The organism is Fimbriimonas ginsengisoli Gsoil 348, from assembly GCF_000724625.1.
Lineage (GTDB): Bacteria > Armatimonadota > Fimbriimonadia > Fimbriimonadales > Fimbriimonadaceae > Fimbriimonas > Fimbriimonas ginsengisoli.
Genome location: NZ_CP007139.1, coordinates 2,690,646 through 2,706,256, shown reverse-complemented (window position 1 = coordinate 2,706,256; position 15,611 = coordinate 2,690,646). Strand labels below are relative to the sequence as shown.

Below are 15,611 nucleotides of genomic sequence, written 5' to 3'. Positions count from 1 at the left end.
TTCTTAATATGCACAATGACTAGCGATATCGCCAAAGCGATGATCGCAACGTAACTGCCTATGCCTATGAAAAATACGATGTCATTGATTAGCTGAAACCTTCTAAGGCTTTGGCGTAGATCTGCTTTCCACTCCTCTTCGGTGGCCGGCGCCTTATGGTGTGGGCCGGCTTTCGTCGTAAACAGACGATTCCGATCGAGGACAGATCGGATGAGCATAGCTAAACTCTCATCCACGGCTTAGCTGCTCCGCCCTGGCTCGTTCATGAGCTCTTACGAAACTTTGCGGTTGCTCCTTCAGATAGTGGAACACGCGCGCGTAAAACTTAAACCAGTAGCTGGGAGTTGCCTCCACCGAGAGGTCTTTGACTACCATCCTGGGTCGACGTCGAATTAGAAGGCGAGTCAAAGGCTCCGGGTGACAAACGCATAAATCAATCAAGCCGTCGAAAGCACCGGGAACAGCATCGATTACCTGGTCGATCGTCTTGAGACCGTCGGAGAATTCTAGCAAACTCCCCGTCCAGTGCGCAAAGAGGATCACCACGGGTCTTGCTTGATCGGAAGTCGCCTGAGCAAATGTGCTCAGGCTTGTCTCGCAAACTACGTCGACTCCCAGACCGCGCACTTCTTCACAAAACGCCTTGAATGGTTCCCATAGATCTACACGAAATACAGCTTCGAATTTGACGAGGTTGGGGGCATAGTCGTGATTTTGACGATCTTCACTTTGTCGCTGAAATTCTGCTGTGCTCCCCGGAAGCGCCATCAAGCACCGGCAACTTTCCGTCGCATCAACAAACATTTCGGGCCGCGGCCCCCTTCCGCTCAAGACGCACGAACCATCTCCGGCCCTTAAATTCAATTCGTGCCTCTCCGGCGCGGTGCTTGACGGTCCGCTGCGCGTTTGCCTTTACGCCGGCAATCAAGCTTAGGATGTCAGAATAGTCGTTTAAGGCTATGAGGTTTCGGAATGACGTCACGTAGGCGTTGGCTAGGTCTCTCGTGCGAGTCACGATCTTCATCTCCCTAGCGCGCTTGAAGCGATTGCGCAGTTCGACATTTGCCTGAAACCATCCACGTCTCTTGCCTCGCATGACGGCAACGGGATCACTTACGGCGATCACTTTATGTTGCTCACGGAAGAAGCTCACATCGATACGTCCGTGATCGTCCATGCCCCCGGACATAACCCTTACCCGCGTGTTCGGTGGTAAGCCGCCATCTCCTCCGACCGCTGCCTCGACGGCATCAGCCTGCCGGTCGGTCAGGTCTTCGCCAACAATCACAAACTCGTCCACTCCCTTGCCCGACCGAGCATGGATTGCCGACCGGACGGCCGAAGATACGCTCTCGGAAGGCAAGGTTCGCTCCCCGCTTGGTAAAATCACGGTAAAGCGTTCCCGGCTAGGATCGCTGGTTCGCTCTAGAAAAAGTAGCTCTCGATTGGCGCCCAGATGGGCTTGAACCGCTCTAACGTCGGCACTGAGAGTATCCGACTTAATACTTTCCAGCGTCTGGGCGTCCGCCATTCCGGAAGGCTCGAGTTTGCGGCTCTTTTGATATCTCTTTGTTGCGGAGCGGGTCGCAGGACCATCCTTTCCGTCGATGCCGCCCTTATAGAAGCCTAGGGCGCGGAGGCTGCCTTGGAGATCCTCCGTATTCTTCTTCCAGACGACTAAATTGGAAACGCCGATGCCAAGCCGGCTCACTTCGCTTCGATAGGTTGTTTCCGGTTGGGTTCCAAAAGCCGCGGGTTCATGGACCGCCAAGACAGCAGGATACGGGGTGAGGTTAACTACTGAGATATGACTGAAGTCATTGATGCGGGCAAGCCTTTGCTCGAACATCAGCTTTTCAAAGGCGGATCTCGATTCATATGCCCTTAAGAGGCTGGTGAGTCCGATGCGCTCTTTCGACCCAGTTCTGGGATCAGCCGCCATGGACCGGATCTCTGAAACAGTGACTTTGTTTGACTCAATCCTAATGTGCTTTTCGGCAAGAGCGGTGCCCAAACTCTCCGACCACTTTCGAGTTCCGCTTCGATAGACGACGTCGACGTCACTCGACGGAGTTAGAAGGGAGTTATACGGTGTTTCCGGACTGGGCGCATGCCTTGATAGATCGAGGCAAAAACTCGGAACGGCCGAAGCCCCAGAGGCGCGCAGCGCGAAATTGCCCACAGGAATCCCGAGTCTTTGCACCTGCCCCGAAACCGTCGCTGCCAATGCCAAAATCCCGCAGGATAGGGCCACAGATAGTCGCAGACCTTTTCCAACCATAAGAATTCTATAGTACTATAGAATTCCTGAAACTGGAAACCGCTGCACATCAGTTTGGTACTGTATCTCTCCTACACCTCCCGCGATGCTTAGAGTGTCCAGCTTCTTGATCGATTGCTCCGTAGTAGAGAGCCAATAAAGCTGCTCGTTCCAGCAATAGTGGACGAACATCGTAAAGAGAAGGTGGGCGAAAGCGTTACGGAAGGATGTTGCCCGCGGCACGGTAGATCTCGTACCAGTGAGGTCTGGTGAGTTGGATCTTGCAGGCGTCGGCGACTTGGCGGACTCGGTCGGGGTTCGTGGTGCCGAGGACGGATTGGATCTTGGCCGGGTGACGCTGAATCCAGGCGATGGCGAGGCCGGTTTTGGTGACGCCGTACTCTTCGCTCAGGTCGCCGAGCACCTTGTTCAGCTCGGGGAATTTATCGTTGTCGATGAAGACCCCCTCGAAGAAGCCGTACTGGAACGGCGACCACGCCTGGATCGTGATCTTTTTGAGCCGGCAGTAGTCGAGGATTCCGCCGTCCCGGTCGATCGAGTTGTTGTGCTTCATGTTCACCGTGAGGCCCCGGTCGATCATTCCGGTGTTGGTGATGCTGAGCTGGAGCTGGTTCGCCTGCAGCTTCATCGGCAGAGAAGCCTGAAGCAATTCGATTTGGCCGGGATTGAAGTTGCTCACGCCGAAGTTCCGCACCTTGCCGCTTTGGGAGAGGGTGGTGAACGCTTCCGCGACCTCTTCCGGCTCAACTAGCGTGTCTGGGCGATGGAGGAGCAGAACGTCGATATAGTGCGTATCGAGCCGCTTGAGGATGCCGTCGACGGAGGTGAGGATGTGCTCCTTGCTGAAATCGAAGTACCCCTTCCGGATGCCGCATTTGCTCTGAAGCACGAGCTTGTCCCGGCCGATCCCGAGTCGCGCGACGGAGGCCGCGAACACCTCTTCGCACTTCCCTCCCCCATAGATGTCGGCATGGTCGTAGAAGTCGATCCCCAGGTCTAGCGAGGTCTGGATGAGTTCATCGACCTTGGCCGCCTCCATTCCCCCGATGCGCATGCACCCGAGCGAAACCTCGGAGACTTCCAAATCTGACGTGCCGATCCTCAACGTATTCACGGCGCAGAGCGTACCGCTACGGACGCTTGTCCCGGCAACCGGAGAATTTGGAACCAACGAAGCCGGAACATCGATATGGAATACGCTACTCTCGACGCGTCGAGGGGTTTGGATAGAAGATGAGAGTCGTTAGGATAATTGCCGCAGTAGCTTGCTTAGCCGGTGGGGGCGCGATGGCCCAATCGCCGGGAGGGCTCGGGGGCCTGAAGTGGCGGAACATCGGTCCGTTCCGCGCCGGGCGCGTTTCGGCGGTAGCCGGGATTCCGGGAAATCCAGCCGTGTTCTACATGGGGCTTCCGAATGGAGGAGTCTGGAAGACCACGAGCGCCGGGCAGACTTGGTTCCCTGTCTTCGACACCGTCGAGGCAACGTCGGCAATCGGAGCAATTCAAGTGGCGCCGTCAAATCCTTCCATCGTCTACGCCGGTACCGGCGAGATCAGCGGGGGGAGCGAGGGAGCCGGAGTTTACCGCTCCGATGACGCCGGCGCGACTTGGAAGCTGCTCGGCTTGGAAGGCACCAAGGTGATCCCGACCATCCTTGTCGATCCAAAAGATCCGGACACGGTTCTTCTCGCCGCGACCGGGAGCGGTCGAAAGCCCGGAGATGAGCGCGGCGTGTACCGCACCACCGACGGCGGCAAGAGCTGGACGAAGACGCTTTTCGTCGACAACCAGATCGGCATTCAGCACCTCGCAAGGGCGTACGACAAGCCCAGCGTCGTTTTCGCGCTGAGCCAGCGCTGGTATCGCGATCCCGCGAGCTTTCGCCCCGGAGCCAAGGTTCCGTCCGGAACGGCGATCTACCGTTCCGCCGATGAGGGACAAACCTGGAAAAAGCTCACCCCGACCGGACTCCCGGAAATCAACGGCCGGTGCACTATCGCCGTCGCCCAGGGAACCGATTCGCAACGCGTTTACTTGATCGGAACCTTTGGCCTTTACCGATCGGACGACGGCGGAAACTCTTGGCGACGGATGGCCGCCGATGACGCCCGCATTGCGAACGGGCAGGGGAACTACACCTCGGGCGTCTATGTGGACCCGAAGAATCCGGACATCGTGTACACCCTCGCCACCTGCGATTACCGCTCGGTGGACGGCGGGAATACCTTCGAAGCGTTCAAGGGAGCGCCCGGAGGGGACGATCCTCAACAGCTTTGGATCGACCCGACCGACGGGACCCATCAACTGTTGGGCGGAGACCAAGGGGCGATGGTCACTCTGGATGGCGGGGCGACTTGGGGTTCTTGGTACAACCAGCCGACGGGGCAGTTTTATCACATTGGGGTCGATAACCAGTGGCCGTATTGGGTTTACGGCACCCAACAAGATAGCGGCGCCATCGGCACCAGCAGCCGAGGCAATCTCGGCCAAATCTTGCCGACCGATTGGACCCCGCATCCGGGTTCGGAGTTCGGCCCGATGGTCATCGACCCACTCGATCCGAATATCTCGTATTGCTTCGGAACCGGCGGCCTTCTTCGCGTTATGTTTCCGAGTGGACAGTGGACGCCGATCAATCCCCCGGTCGCGCCCGGCGAAGAGCTTCGCGGGCCGAACGCCATCGTCTTCTCGGCCGGCGACCCGCACGAGCTGCTGGCGGGCGCCCAGTATCTCCTCTCCTCAAAGGACCGAGGCGCGACTTGGCATCCCCTGAGCCCTGATCTGACTCTGCATGGAACGCCAAAACCGAAAGATCCGAAACCGACCTTTTCCATCGGAACAATATCGGCGTCTCGGCTAGACCCGCGGATCATTTGGGTGGGGACCGGGAGCGGACTCATTCAACTCACTCGAGACCACGGCAAGAGCTGGCAAGAGGTAACTCCCCCGAAGATGGCGGGAAGCGAACGGTCGTCCGTCTCTTGGATCGAGGCGGCCGGAACGAACAAGTCGGCGGCATACGCGGTAATCACCTGGCGTACGGGCAGTGAACGAAAGCCGCGGGTCTACCGCACGAACGATTTCGGCCACACGTGGACCGAGATTATGTCGGGCCTCCCCGTGGACCCCGAGCAATCCGGGCCTTTCGTGCTGAGAAGCGATACTAAGCGGTCCGGGCTGCTCTTTATTACCGCCGGCTCCGACGTGTTTTATTCGGTCAATGATGGAGATCGATGGGAACCGCTCACCCTTAATCTGCCCAACACGCCTCCCAGCGACATGCTCTTGCACGGCGACGACCTGATCTTGGCCACGTTCGGGCGCGGCATCTGGATTCTGGACGACTTCTCTCCGCTCCGAGAGATATCTCCCGCGACATCGGCGGAGCCGGTCCATCTATTCAAGCCGGCGACCGCGATCCGCGTGCGCCGAAACCCCGGCCAAGACACGCCGTTCCCACCGGAAGTGCCGCATGCGGCGAACCCTCCGGTAGGTGCGTCGATCGACTATTCGCTGGCGGCGAAGCCGAATGGGCTCGTGGCCTTGGAGATTTTGGATAGCGCCGGGCACGTGGTGCGGCACATGTCGAGCGCGCCGATCCCTCCCTACACCGATCCGAAGCCCGCGGTGCCGGATTTCTGGTTCGAACCGCGGAACCCGATGCCGACCGACCTCGGCTTGAACCGAGTCAACTGGAACCTGAGGTACGACAGCCCGCCCGCCTTCTTTCACGATCCGAGCTACACCACCGGGGCGGACGAGCACCACACGCCGTTCGCCAACGAAGGTCCGCTTGCGGTCCCGGGAACCTACACGGCCCGCCTAACCGTGGACGGCAAGACCTACACTCAGCCGATCACCGTAGTGAACGATCCCCGCTCACCCGGCACGCAGCGCGGGATGGAAGCTCTCCATGAGATCCAGATGCGCCTTTACGCCGGAATTCAGGAGGCGTGGGACGGTTACCAGCAGGTCACGGCGCTCCGCGCCGCCGTTGCAAAGGTCGTTGCCGGAAACCCTGGCGACGAGGTGAGTAAAGCGGCGAAGGCGTTCGACGACAAGCTGGCGGCGATCGGCGGCTCAACCGTTCGGCACGGGATCTTGTTTATTCCGGAATCGACCACCGACTTCGTCGGCATGGACCAGCACCTGATCTCGGCGCTCAACGACCTGGATTTCGGGGACGTCGGGCCTACGGAATCGGTGGAACGCAACTCTGCCGCGGCCTGGCTCAGCCTGAAGGAGCTTACGGATAAGTGGCGTGGGCTCAATCAAAAAGAGCTTTCGGAGTTCAACTCCTTGCTGGCTAAGCACAACCTATCGCCGATCCCGCCCGCTCCCCCGCTCATCGATCCGCCCTCCCCGTCCAAGCGCTACCTGCCGCCGGTGCCGGCGAAGAAGGGCCATTGAACGATCCCGCTTTCCCATGGACCGGGGATTTGTCGCCGGAAGGACCTCGCGCGGCTAAACGGGTAATGGCAAAGCCTTCGTTACTGATCCCTCCAGACGCGCCGTCTGGCAGGGTCCGACCATCGGTCGGGCTTGTCTAAAAAAAGATCCCCGCTCCTGCGGGACCTTCCAGACGGCGCGTCTGGAGGGATCGCTCATGGCTAATGCGGGTTAATTAGCTACACTACAAGGCTCAATCGTAAATCAACATCTCCAGCAGGCGGTGGCACAACGAGCCCGATCCTCGGTAACGCGCTTATCCCTCGTCGGCGGAGCTTTGGCTCGCGGCTTCCGCCATCTTTTGCGACTGGTCCCGGAGACGGCGGACGAGGGTTCGCATCATGGCGAGGGCTGACCGTGGGTGGCCGAGAACGAGTTGCTCGAACGTGTCTTGGTTCACGATGAGCACCCTGCAATCCTCAAGCGCAATCACGTCCGCGGAACGGCCCCCGCTGTCGATGAGACTCATTTCACCGAAGCATTCCCCGGCCCCCCGCTCGGCCAACTGAACCAGCTGACCGGACGGCGCCCGCTGCTCGACGCTTACCCTCCCTTCCAGCAAGACGCAGAGCGACGTCCCCGCCTCGCCTTGCACCATCAGCCGCTCCCCGGCCGCAAAGGTTTTCTCACGCGAACGGACGGTGAGAAGCCGCAGTAGGCTCTCCTCCAGGTCCTCGAATATCGATACTTTCCTTAGCGCTTCGGTAGGAAGCATCTGGTTATTTTACTGGCGCATCGCAAGCCGCGACCTCTCCCGCCGGAGCGGGAGAGGCATATCGACGCTTAGCCGCCGTGCCCGGCGTCGCCAGAGAAACGCCCCTGGGCGTTATTACTGTGGCCGTCGTAGTTGTTCAGGAACCAGTCGCCCGAGACGAGCTTCATGTTGTTCGGCCCCAGAAGGAACTGAGCGAAGATGTCGCCGTGTCCGGGAGGAATCTCCCAGTGCAAATGTACATAGAACCCGTCCAGAGTCCCGTACACGTTGTAGGTCTGGTTGTTCAACACGGTCTGCATATGGATATCGCCGTTCGTCGCGATGTGCATCGTCCAATGTCCGGTGAACGCGCCGTTGTTCAAGCCCGTGTAGTCGCCGGCAAAAGCCGCCGTAATCGAAGGGACCTGGAACACGCCGGTACCACTTGCCGTAAAGGCGCCCGTGATCGAGATCGCGATTTGGAACGTGTGGTCCTGCAGTTGGGTGATGTCGCCAACGACCACTATCGTCTTAGCCGGCACCGTGTTTGAGACACATGAGATGCTGAAGTGCAACTGCGAGTTCAAAGTTCCGGAGCCGTTGTAGTATTCGGCGCCGTCCAGCACCTGGATGTTGACCTTATTGCGGTCGTGAATCTGGATTTGGACGGTTCCCGCGCCCCGGTTGTAGCTGCACGTATAGACGCCGTCCGCGTTTGGCCCGGAGTTCGACGAACTTCCGCCACCGCCGCACCCAGCGGATACGAGCATCAGGATCAGAACGAAAAATACACCTATTAACTTAAGGAACTTCAACTTTCACCTCTTCGTGACGAAGCCATTCTACGACACCTCAGACTGCAAAGGAAAGCAGGTTGAATTCGCAGGAAGCGGATTCTGGCCTAGGTAAGCAAACGACGAGATCGGAGAGAAAGCTAGGAGATTTTAAAATATAAGCAATCCTCCGTACCGGCGCTCGTTCGTCCGAACGAGCGCCGAGGAGTCCACCCGCCTAGCCGGCGGATTGGTTGGTGATCTCGTAAGTGCCATGGCTATTCGCGAGATCCGGGTTAACCCAGGTGCCGCTTAGCTTCCCGTCGACCACCGAGCCGACAAAAAAGGAATGGAGCATCGTCGTCATAGAGAATGAGGAGTTATTCCCAATCTGGGTCCCCTCGAAGGCACCGTTGAATTGTGTTTCGACAGAGAACGTGCCGGAAAAGTGAATGCCGTCAACCGCGGCAACGAATATCCGTAGGTGCTGGGTCTGGCCATTGACGACATCAGTCATCGTGCCCAGCCAGATGGAGCCGACCGGTATAACCGGGAGCGCCTGAGTGAAGTGGGACATAGAGACGGCCCCAGTCTCGGTCCCTGCAGTGTAGTCGCCCGTGAAGCTTCCGTTGGCCACGGTGCCAGCGATGTGAACGGTGGCAACCGCGCCCGGCAGTTCGGGGCTGAAGGTGATGGTCGCGTCCAGGTTTCCGTTGGTGTTGGTCCCGGTCAGGGTTCCTTCGTAGGACGCCGTAGTGCTCGGCGTGGCCGCCACGGTGAGATGGGCGGAGCCCGACACGGAGTTGCCCGACTCGGTATAGCTGATGTCGAGCTGACCTTCTGTGGCCCCGGCAAGCCGGGCTTTCGTGAAGGTCCCGGTCCAGTCTCCGGCGACGGAATGGTTGACGGCCTTCGTCGTCGCGCGGCCCCCGCAGCCGGCGAGGAAGCCGATACTTAGGATGAGTAGGGGCACAAGATTTCGAAATCGCATGGATCCTCCCTTGCGCTCCTTAGCGCCATCATATTCTATCGGAATTAAATTGCTATTTTGACGGCTTGCGCCCAAGACCAAATATATGTACGGGCGTGTCCTGCCCGACCGGAGGTAAGAATAACTTCGTGATCGCTCTCGCTATCGCCGTTGCTCTCCTAAGATCCGCTCCGGACGTTTTGCAAAGTCACATCGACACGTCCGTCGACCCCGGCGTCGATTTCTTTCAGTACGCGAATGGCGGTTGGTTCCGAAAGAACCCGATCCCGCCCGCCGAGAGCGGTTGGGGGATCGGGAATCTCGTTCGCGACGAGCTCTACGCCCGCCAGTTGGCAGTGAACAAGAAGGCGGCGAGCGGGAGATTTCCGGAAGGGTCCGACGACCAAAAGATCGGCGACTTCTGGGTCGCTGCGATGGACGAAGCGAAGGCAGAACAAGTCGGCCTCAAGCCGCTTGCCCCCTGGCTTACGAAGATCGACGGCGTCGCGACTACTCGCGACGCCATCTCCGTCGGCTTTGCCCTCCAAGAGCTGGGCGTTCGGCCATTCTTTAACGTCGACGTCTATCAGGATGAAAAGCGTAGCGACGTGATGTCGCTCCACTTAAGCCAAGGTGGCCTCGAAATGCCGGGGCGCGACTATTACCTGGACTCGGAGCCGCGGTTTGCCACGATACGTGGCGAGTATCTGAAATACATTGCCGGGATTTTGGAGCTGAGCGGCGGGTCCGGAAGCGATGCACCAGGCGTGCTGAAGTTCGAAACCGCGCTCGCCACGGTTAGCCGAAAAATCGAGGAGCTGCGCGACACCGATCGCAACTACCACATGATGCCGCTGGCAGAGGTCCAGGCGAAGCTGGATCCGTCCATTCCTTGGGTGGAGGCGCTCGCGACTTGGAATCTGCGGCCGAAAGAGGTCGTGGTCGGCCAACCCGAGTTCTTCTCCGGGCTCGAGACGCTTCTCGCCGCCACTCCGCCCGCGGATCTTCGCGCCTATCTCCGATTTCATTTGGTCAGCCAATTCGCGCCGTACTTGAACAAGCGGGCGGAGGCGCTGAGCTTCGACTTCAACAACCGCACTTTGTCCGGGCAGAAAGAGCCGCAACCCCGGTGGAAGCGGGCGCTGGAAGCCGAGAACTCGGCGATCGGATTCATCTTGGGCAAGAGTTTCGTCAAGGAGTACTTCCCGCCCGCTTCCAAGAAACGCTACTCGGATCTAATCGAAGCGTTCCGACGCACCTACGCCAAACGGATCGACCGTTTGGCTTGGATGAGCCCCGCCACCAAAGCCAAAGCCCACCATAAGCTGGCAACGATGGTGAAAAAGGTCGGTTATCCCGACCGGTGGAAGGACTATTCCGCACTCAAGATCGGCCGCTCGTCGTTCTGCGAGAATATGATCGCCGCGTCCCAGTGGAGCTTCCGAGACGAAATCTCGAAATTCGGAAAGCCGGTCGACCGGAAAGAGTGGGATATCACGCCCCAGACCTTCAACGCCTACTACAACCCGTCGAACAACGAGATCGTAATGCCGGCGGCGGCATTCGCAATCCCCGGTTTGAAAGATTCGGAGATCGACGAGCCGCTGCTGTACGGCAACGCCGGCGCCTCTTGGATCGGCCATGAGATGACTCATGGCTTCGACGACCAGGGGCGGCAGTTCGACTTTAGGGGGAACTTCGCGGACTGGTGGACCAAGGAAGACGCGGCCCAGTTCGAGAACCGAGCCGCCCTGATGGTGAAGCAATTCGACGGCTACGAACCGCTCCCCGGCCTGCACATCAATGGCCAGGCCACCCTCGGCGAGAACATCGCCGATTACGGCGGTTTACTCTTGGGTCTCGATGCCTTCAAGGAAAGCAAATCGTACAAAGAGGGAAAGAAGATCGCCGGCCTCACTCCGATGCAGCGCTTCTTCCTAGGCTACGATCTTAGCTGGCTCCGGGAACAGACCGAACAATCGCTAACCCGAGGTCTCAAGAGTGACGTCCACGCCCCCGCCAAGTGGCGGGTGAACGGGCCGCTGTCCAACCTTCCGGATTTCTACGAAGCGTTCGGCGTCAAGCCGGGCCAGCCAATGTGGCGCGACCCGTCGCTTCGTCCAGACATTTGGTAGCCGACGTCTCGTGAGACTCCCTCTCTGACGCTAGGGCCACAATGGAACGATGAAACAGCGCAAGCGAATCTTGGGCGGCCTTGCCGGAGCGGCTTTGATTGTGAGCTCGACGACCGCGATTGCCCAGGCCAATCGGGAGGAGAGCATCTATCCGGAGCCCGAGGTGGCTCCGAAGGAGATCAAGGCGGCGCTGGCTAAAGCCGGGCGGGAGCACAAGCGAGTGATCCTGGACTTCGGAGGCGACTGGTGCGGCGACTGCCGAGTGCTCGACCGCTTCTTCCACCAAGAGCCAAACGCGTCCCTAGTCAAGGCGCACTTTGTCTTGGTGCACGTGAACATCGGCCAATTCGACCGAAACCAGGAGATCGCCAAGCAGTACGGCGTTCCCCTCGCAAAAGGCGTGCCGGCTCTCGCCGTCTTGGACGCGAAAGGGCATCCGGTTTTCAGTCAAAAGCAGGGCGAGTTCGAATCCATGCGAAAGATGGATCCGGCGTCGGTGACGCAGTTCCTGAAGCGCTGGAAGCGATAGAGCCGGAACCACCGGTAGCCTATCGTTATGCAAATTCGGATGGCGCTTAAGGAACAGTATCACGCCGGCTTGGCGATGCTGGCGGAATGTGTCGAGGTATGTCCGGAAGAGCTCTGGACTTTGCCCAACGTGGCGCCGTCCCGCCCGGAAGATCCGCCCTGGGGTGGGATTGACCGCCCTTTCTGGCGAATCGCTTTCCACGATGCCTACTTCACTCACCTCTACCTGGGACGCCTTCCAACCACCACCGGCCGGGACCGCCGTCCGGCGCAGGCCCGAGTTCGAGGAGATGTGGCGGGCGCCGTGGGAGATCGAGCCGTACGAGTTGGCCCCTGGAACCGAGCCGTGCCAACCGGCGGAGGTTCTGGAGTACGTCCGATTTGTGGACGGCCTCATTGACGGTACCGTCGACGATCTGGATCTCGAGAGTCAGGAGAGCGGCTTCTCTTGGTACCCGAACATCTCCAAGCTCTCCCACCAGCTCATGAACCTACGACACCTGCAGGGGCACGTCGGGCAGCTCTCCGAACTGCTCCTGCAGCACGGGGTGGATACGAACTGGGTCGCCAAGGTCAATCGGATGTTGCCCTAGAGCGCTCGTGTGCTCGCGTTCATATCTCCGTAAAGTGCTAGGTTCGGCCTAAAGCGACCCGGCTCTTACCCACAAAGTCCACACTTGGCCTATACTACGAACCGAAAGGATTTTGTCGCTCTTTCGTTTCTTTAATCTTTTAGGACTAGCCATGCATGACACAAATACAGGAGTGACGCGCCGCCACTTTCTCAGGACGACGGCGGCCGCCGCGGGGGCGCTAGCCCTCCCCTTTAGCTTCGCTGCCGGATCTTCCGCGCCTAAATACCGACGGTACAACGTCACCAGTGAGGGTGGCAAAAAAGCGCTCGCCAGCTACGCCAAGGGCGTAGAAGCGATGCTGAGGCTCCCGGCGGACCACCCCCAAAACTGGTTTCGCAACGCCTTTATCCATCTCATGGATTGCCCCCACGGAAACTGGTGGTTTTATGTGTGGCACCGCGGTTACGTAGGCTATTTCGAGGAGACGATCCGCAACCTGAGCGGCGATGCCTCGTTTGCTATGCCTTACTGGGACTGGACAGCCCTGCCGCAAATCCCGGACGCCATGTTCGATGGCGTGCTAACCCCCGAGAGCGCGGCGTTCATTCCGTATACGCGTAATCTGGCCGTCTTCACCTCGTTCGCCAAGCAGCCGCTCTTGGAGTACTGGAACGGCCTTACCCATGCGCAACGGGCGCAGCTAAAGGCTCGCGGGTACACCGATTTCACATTGCTTTGGAACGATGTCACGGGCTACAGCCCGCAACAGGATGGGGGAATCTCCGGCAATATCGCCTATGCCAACCCCTGCGGTTCGAGGTACCTCACGCGGGATAACCCCAAACTCGACCCGAAGACTGCGTACGACGTTTCCCCGTTCGTCATTTACACTGGGCTCGCGCCGACGAATTTCTATAACAAGGTCAACGACCTTAGCTTTACGAGCGCCAAAACCCCCTCCCATAACTCGATGGCATCCGGTGCGAATGCCTTTTCCGTGCTCGAAGGACTGCCTCACAACAAGGTTCACAATTGCATTGGCGGAGTAGGCCCGCTCGATCCCGGTCCGTACGGCAACATGACAAACTTCCTGTCGCCGGTGGATCCGGTTTTCTTCCTGCACCACGCCAATATGGATCGGCTCTGGGATGTGTGGACCCGCAAGCAAAAGGCGCTCCACTTGCCGTATTTGCCGACCGGGCAAGACCTGCAGACGCTTTCCAGTGAGCCCTTCCTGTTTTACGTCAACGGCCGAGGCGAGTATGTAGGCAATAGCCAGGCCGGTGAGTATCTCAGCACGGAACGGTTCGATTACGATTACGAACCGGGTTTCGGCGAACTCATCGTTGGACCAGCGAACGGCGGTCCAACGAAAGTTGCCATGACGCCCATCAGAGGGTCCGTTCACCAAGGCACGGTTTCGATCGGAGTACCGACGGAGGCGATCCGGAGCCACCTGGCCGCCGGACCGACGTCCTCCCTCATCGCGGAAGTCACGCTGGCGCGTCCCCGCGAAGGATCGTTGACGCGAGAGTTCGATGTGATCGTCGGAGCCCCGGCCGATGTAATAACCGTCGAAGCCGATAGCCCCTACTATGCCGGCACCGTGGCGTTCTTCGGACAAATGATGAGCATGCCCGGAATGGCCGGCGACGCCACCTTCTCCGTTCCATTACCGAAGACGCCAGAAGCATTTCACACGCTGGGAGCCAATGCGACGACAGCAGTGAACATTCGGTTGGTACCCGCGCACGGCCACGGTGGAAAGCTTCCCGTCCTCAAATCCGCGTTGGTCCGCGGCGGCTAACCCGCCGTTGGCTTTTCGCTACCGCACTCTATGTCGCAATCGGCTTTTACAGACTGCGGTAGCCCGCCACCGCGTTAGCGAGCAGGGCCCGCGAGCGTCAAGCTCTGTGCAAACAGCAACAGAGCCGTTCAATGCGCTAAAGATCCTATCTTCCTTATCCCCTTTCAAAGGCCTCGGGGCGCCAGAGGTGGATCTTATGCGACCGCCAGGGTAACGTTCGCGAACGATGCGTGCCGAAGCCGTTGCTGCCACGGAGCGATTGCTCACCGAGAATTGGGGCGGCGAGGTGCGGGTGGGGCCAACTGAGACGCTACGCGAGGACCGTTGCTACCGCGGGCAACTCAACCACGCCCTATCCGGATTCCCTACTCACGTGATCGTGAAGATGGCGGCGGCCGACGAGCTCGGCGGAGAGCCGCCAGCCGGGCTCTTGGATGAGTGGGCGAGCCTCGCCTTTTTGAGCGAGGTACTTCCCGACTCTGGGCTGGTTCCCCGTTTCTACGGGGGCGACCGGCCGCAATGGCTCGTTATCTCCGAGGACCTTGGGAAGAACGACTCGGTGGCGACCGCCCTTATGGGAGAGGATCCGCACCTCGCGAGGGAAGCACTCGCTCTCCATGCGGAGGCCGTGGCCGACCTCCACGCCGGTACGCACAGGAAAGAGGAGCTCTTCCGGGCGATCCGCAAAGACGTGGGACCGATTCCCGGCGAGCGTCGAGGACAGGGCTGGGGCGACCTACGATGGCTTCGAGGCGATTTGCAAACGGCGTTCTCGGCGGTAGGACAGGAAGTCGGGCCGGCCTTTTGGGACGAATACGACTCACTGGTCGAGGCCATCGACGACCCCGCGCCGTTCCGTGCCTTTGTTCACAACGACTCGTGCCCGGACAACACCGTGCTCATGGCCGGACGGGTGCGCTTGATCGACTTCGAGGTGGGCGGCTACCATTCCGCCCTTCTGGATACGGCGTATTGCCGGCTGTGCATGCCGCACTGCTGGCTCGCCCAACGGCTGCCCGACGACGTAGCGCCGATGGTGGAGCGCCGCTATCGGGAGCGTCTGGCCCCCGCCATTCCCGAAGTGCGCGACGACCGGCTCTTCGGCCGGCGAATGACCGAGGCTTGCGCCTATTGGATGATCAGCAATGGCACCTGGATGGTGCATCGGAACCTAGAAAAGGACTACCAATGGGGCGCCTCTACCTGGCACCAGCGGGTGCTGATGCGGCTGGACCAGTTCGCCCGCACGACGGAGGAGTTCGGCCACCTCCTAGCGATGGGCCAGGCGGCTCGCGAAACTCTGGAGCGGCTCCAAGGCCGCTGGACCCCGGAGCCGATGCCGCTCTATCATGCCTTCCGGTAGCCGGATACGCCCATCGGCGGCTTTCTTAAGCGTGCC

12 protein-coding genes are annotated in these 15,611 nt (G+C 59.6%); 6 read left to right on the top strand and 6 right to left on the bottom strand.

All coding sequences use genetic code 11. The annotated features are described in order from the left end of the window. Positions 1-228: 228 nt before the first annotated feature. The 3 genes from OP10G_RS12335 to OP10G_RS12325 all read right to left on the bottom strand — a co-directional run bounded on the left by OP10G_RS12335 (position 229) and on the right by OP10G_RS12325 (position 3,395). A complete protein-coding gene (locus OP10G_RS12335; RefSeq protein ID WP_144241124.1) occupies positions 229-771 on the bottom strand; it encodes a hypothetical protein in 543 nt (180 codons plus the stop codon). A 22-nt stretch (positions 772-793) separates the two neighbouring features. After that, a complete protein-coding gene (locus tag OP10G_RS12330; protein WP_025225580.1) occupies positions 794-2,014 on the bottom strand; it encodes a peptidoglycan-binding domain-containing protein in 1,221 nt (406 codons plus the stop codon). 463 nt (positions 2,015-2,477) lie between these two features. Further along, positions 2,478-3,395, bottom strand: coding sequence for an aldo/keto reductase (locus OP10G_RS12325; RefSeq protein WP_025225581.1), 918 nt, complete (start codon positions 3,393-3,395; stop codon positions 2,478-2,480). Positions 3,396-3,514: 119 nt separating this feature from the next. On the opposite strand from OP10G_RS12325, the gene OP10G_RS12320 reads away from it, so the two are divergent. Then, the gene (locus tag OP10G_RS12320) at positions 3,515-6,691 is read left to right on the top strand and encodes a WD40/YVTN/BNR-like repeat-containing protein (RefSeq protein WP_144241123.1); all 3,177 of its coding nucleotides are present in this window, start codon (positions 3,515-3,517) and stop codon (positions 6,689-6,691) included. 295 nt (positions 6,692-6,986) lie between these two features. Here the strand turns inward: OP10G_RS12320 and OP10G_RS12315 are convergent, their stop codons facing one another. The 3 genes from OP10G_RS12315 to OP10G_RS12305 all read right to left on the bottom strand — a co-directional run bounded on the left by OP10G_RS12315 (position 6,987) and on the right by OP10G_RS12305 (position 9,188). After that, positions 6,987-7,445 carry a Crp/Fnr family transcriptional regulator gene (locus OP10G_RS12315; protein ID WP_025225583.1) on the bottom strand — a complete coding sequence of 153 codons (459 nt, stop codon included), beginning with the start codon at positions 7,443-7,445 and terminating at the stop codon, positions 6,987-6,989. A gap of 68 nt (positions 7,446-7,513) precedes the next feature. Then, positions 7,514-8,194: a hypothetical protein gene (locus OP10G_RS12310; protein WP_144241122.1), complete on the bottom strand. Its 681-nt coding sequence runs from the start codon at positions 8,192-8,194 to the stop codon at positions 7,514-7,516. 241 nt (positions 8,195-8,435) lie between these two features. After that, positions 8,436-9,188, bottom strand: coding sequence for a hypothetical protein (locus tag OP10G_RS12305; RefSeq protein WP_025225585.1), 753 nt, complete (start codon positions 9,186-9,188; stop codon positions 8,436-8,438). Positions 9,189-9,316: 128 nt separating this feature from the next. On the opposite strand from OP10G_RS12305, the gene OP10G_RS12300 reads away from it, so the two are divergent. From OP10G_RS12300 to OP10G_RS12280, 5 genes are all read left to right on the top strand, one after another. After that, the gene (locus OP10G_RS12300; RefSeq protein WP_144241121.1) at positions 9,317-11,302 is read left to right on the top strand and encodes a M13 family metallopeptidase; all 1,986 of its coding nucleotides are present in this window, start codon (positions 9,317-9,319) and stop codon (positions 11,300-11,302) included. 49 nt (positions 11,303-11,351) lie between these two features. Continuing rightward, a complete protein-coding gene (locus tag OP10G_RS12295) occupies positions 11,352-11,831 on the top strand; it encodes a thioredoxin family protein (RefSeq protein ID WP_025225587.1) in 480 nt (159 codons plus the stop codon). Positions 11,832-12,033: 202 nt separating this feature from the next. Further along, the gene (locus OP10G_RS12290; protein ID WP_144241120.1) at positions 12,034-12,423 is read left to right on the top strand and encodes a hypothetical protein; all 390 of its coding nucleotides are present in this window, start codon (positions 12,034-12,036) and stop codon (positions 12,421-12,423) included. 172 nt (positions 12,424-12,595) lie between these two features. Then, positions 12,596-14,212 (top strand): tyrosinase family protein, encoded by a 1,617-nt coding sequence (locus OP10G_RS12285; protein WP_227624921.1) that lies wholly within the window; start codon positions 12,596-12,598, stop codon positions 14,210-14,212. 226 nt (positions 14,213-14,438) lie between these two features. Further along, positions 14,439-15,575, top strand: a complete 1,137-nt coding sequence (locus tag OP10G_RS12280) for a hypothetical protein (protein WP_025225590.1) — start codon at positions 14,439-14,441, stop codon at positions 15,573-15,575. Positions 15,576-15,611 lie beyond the last annotated feature (36 nt).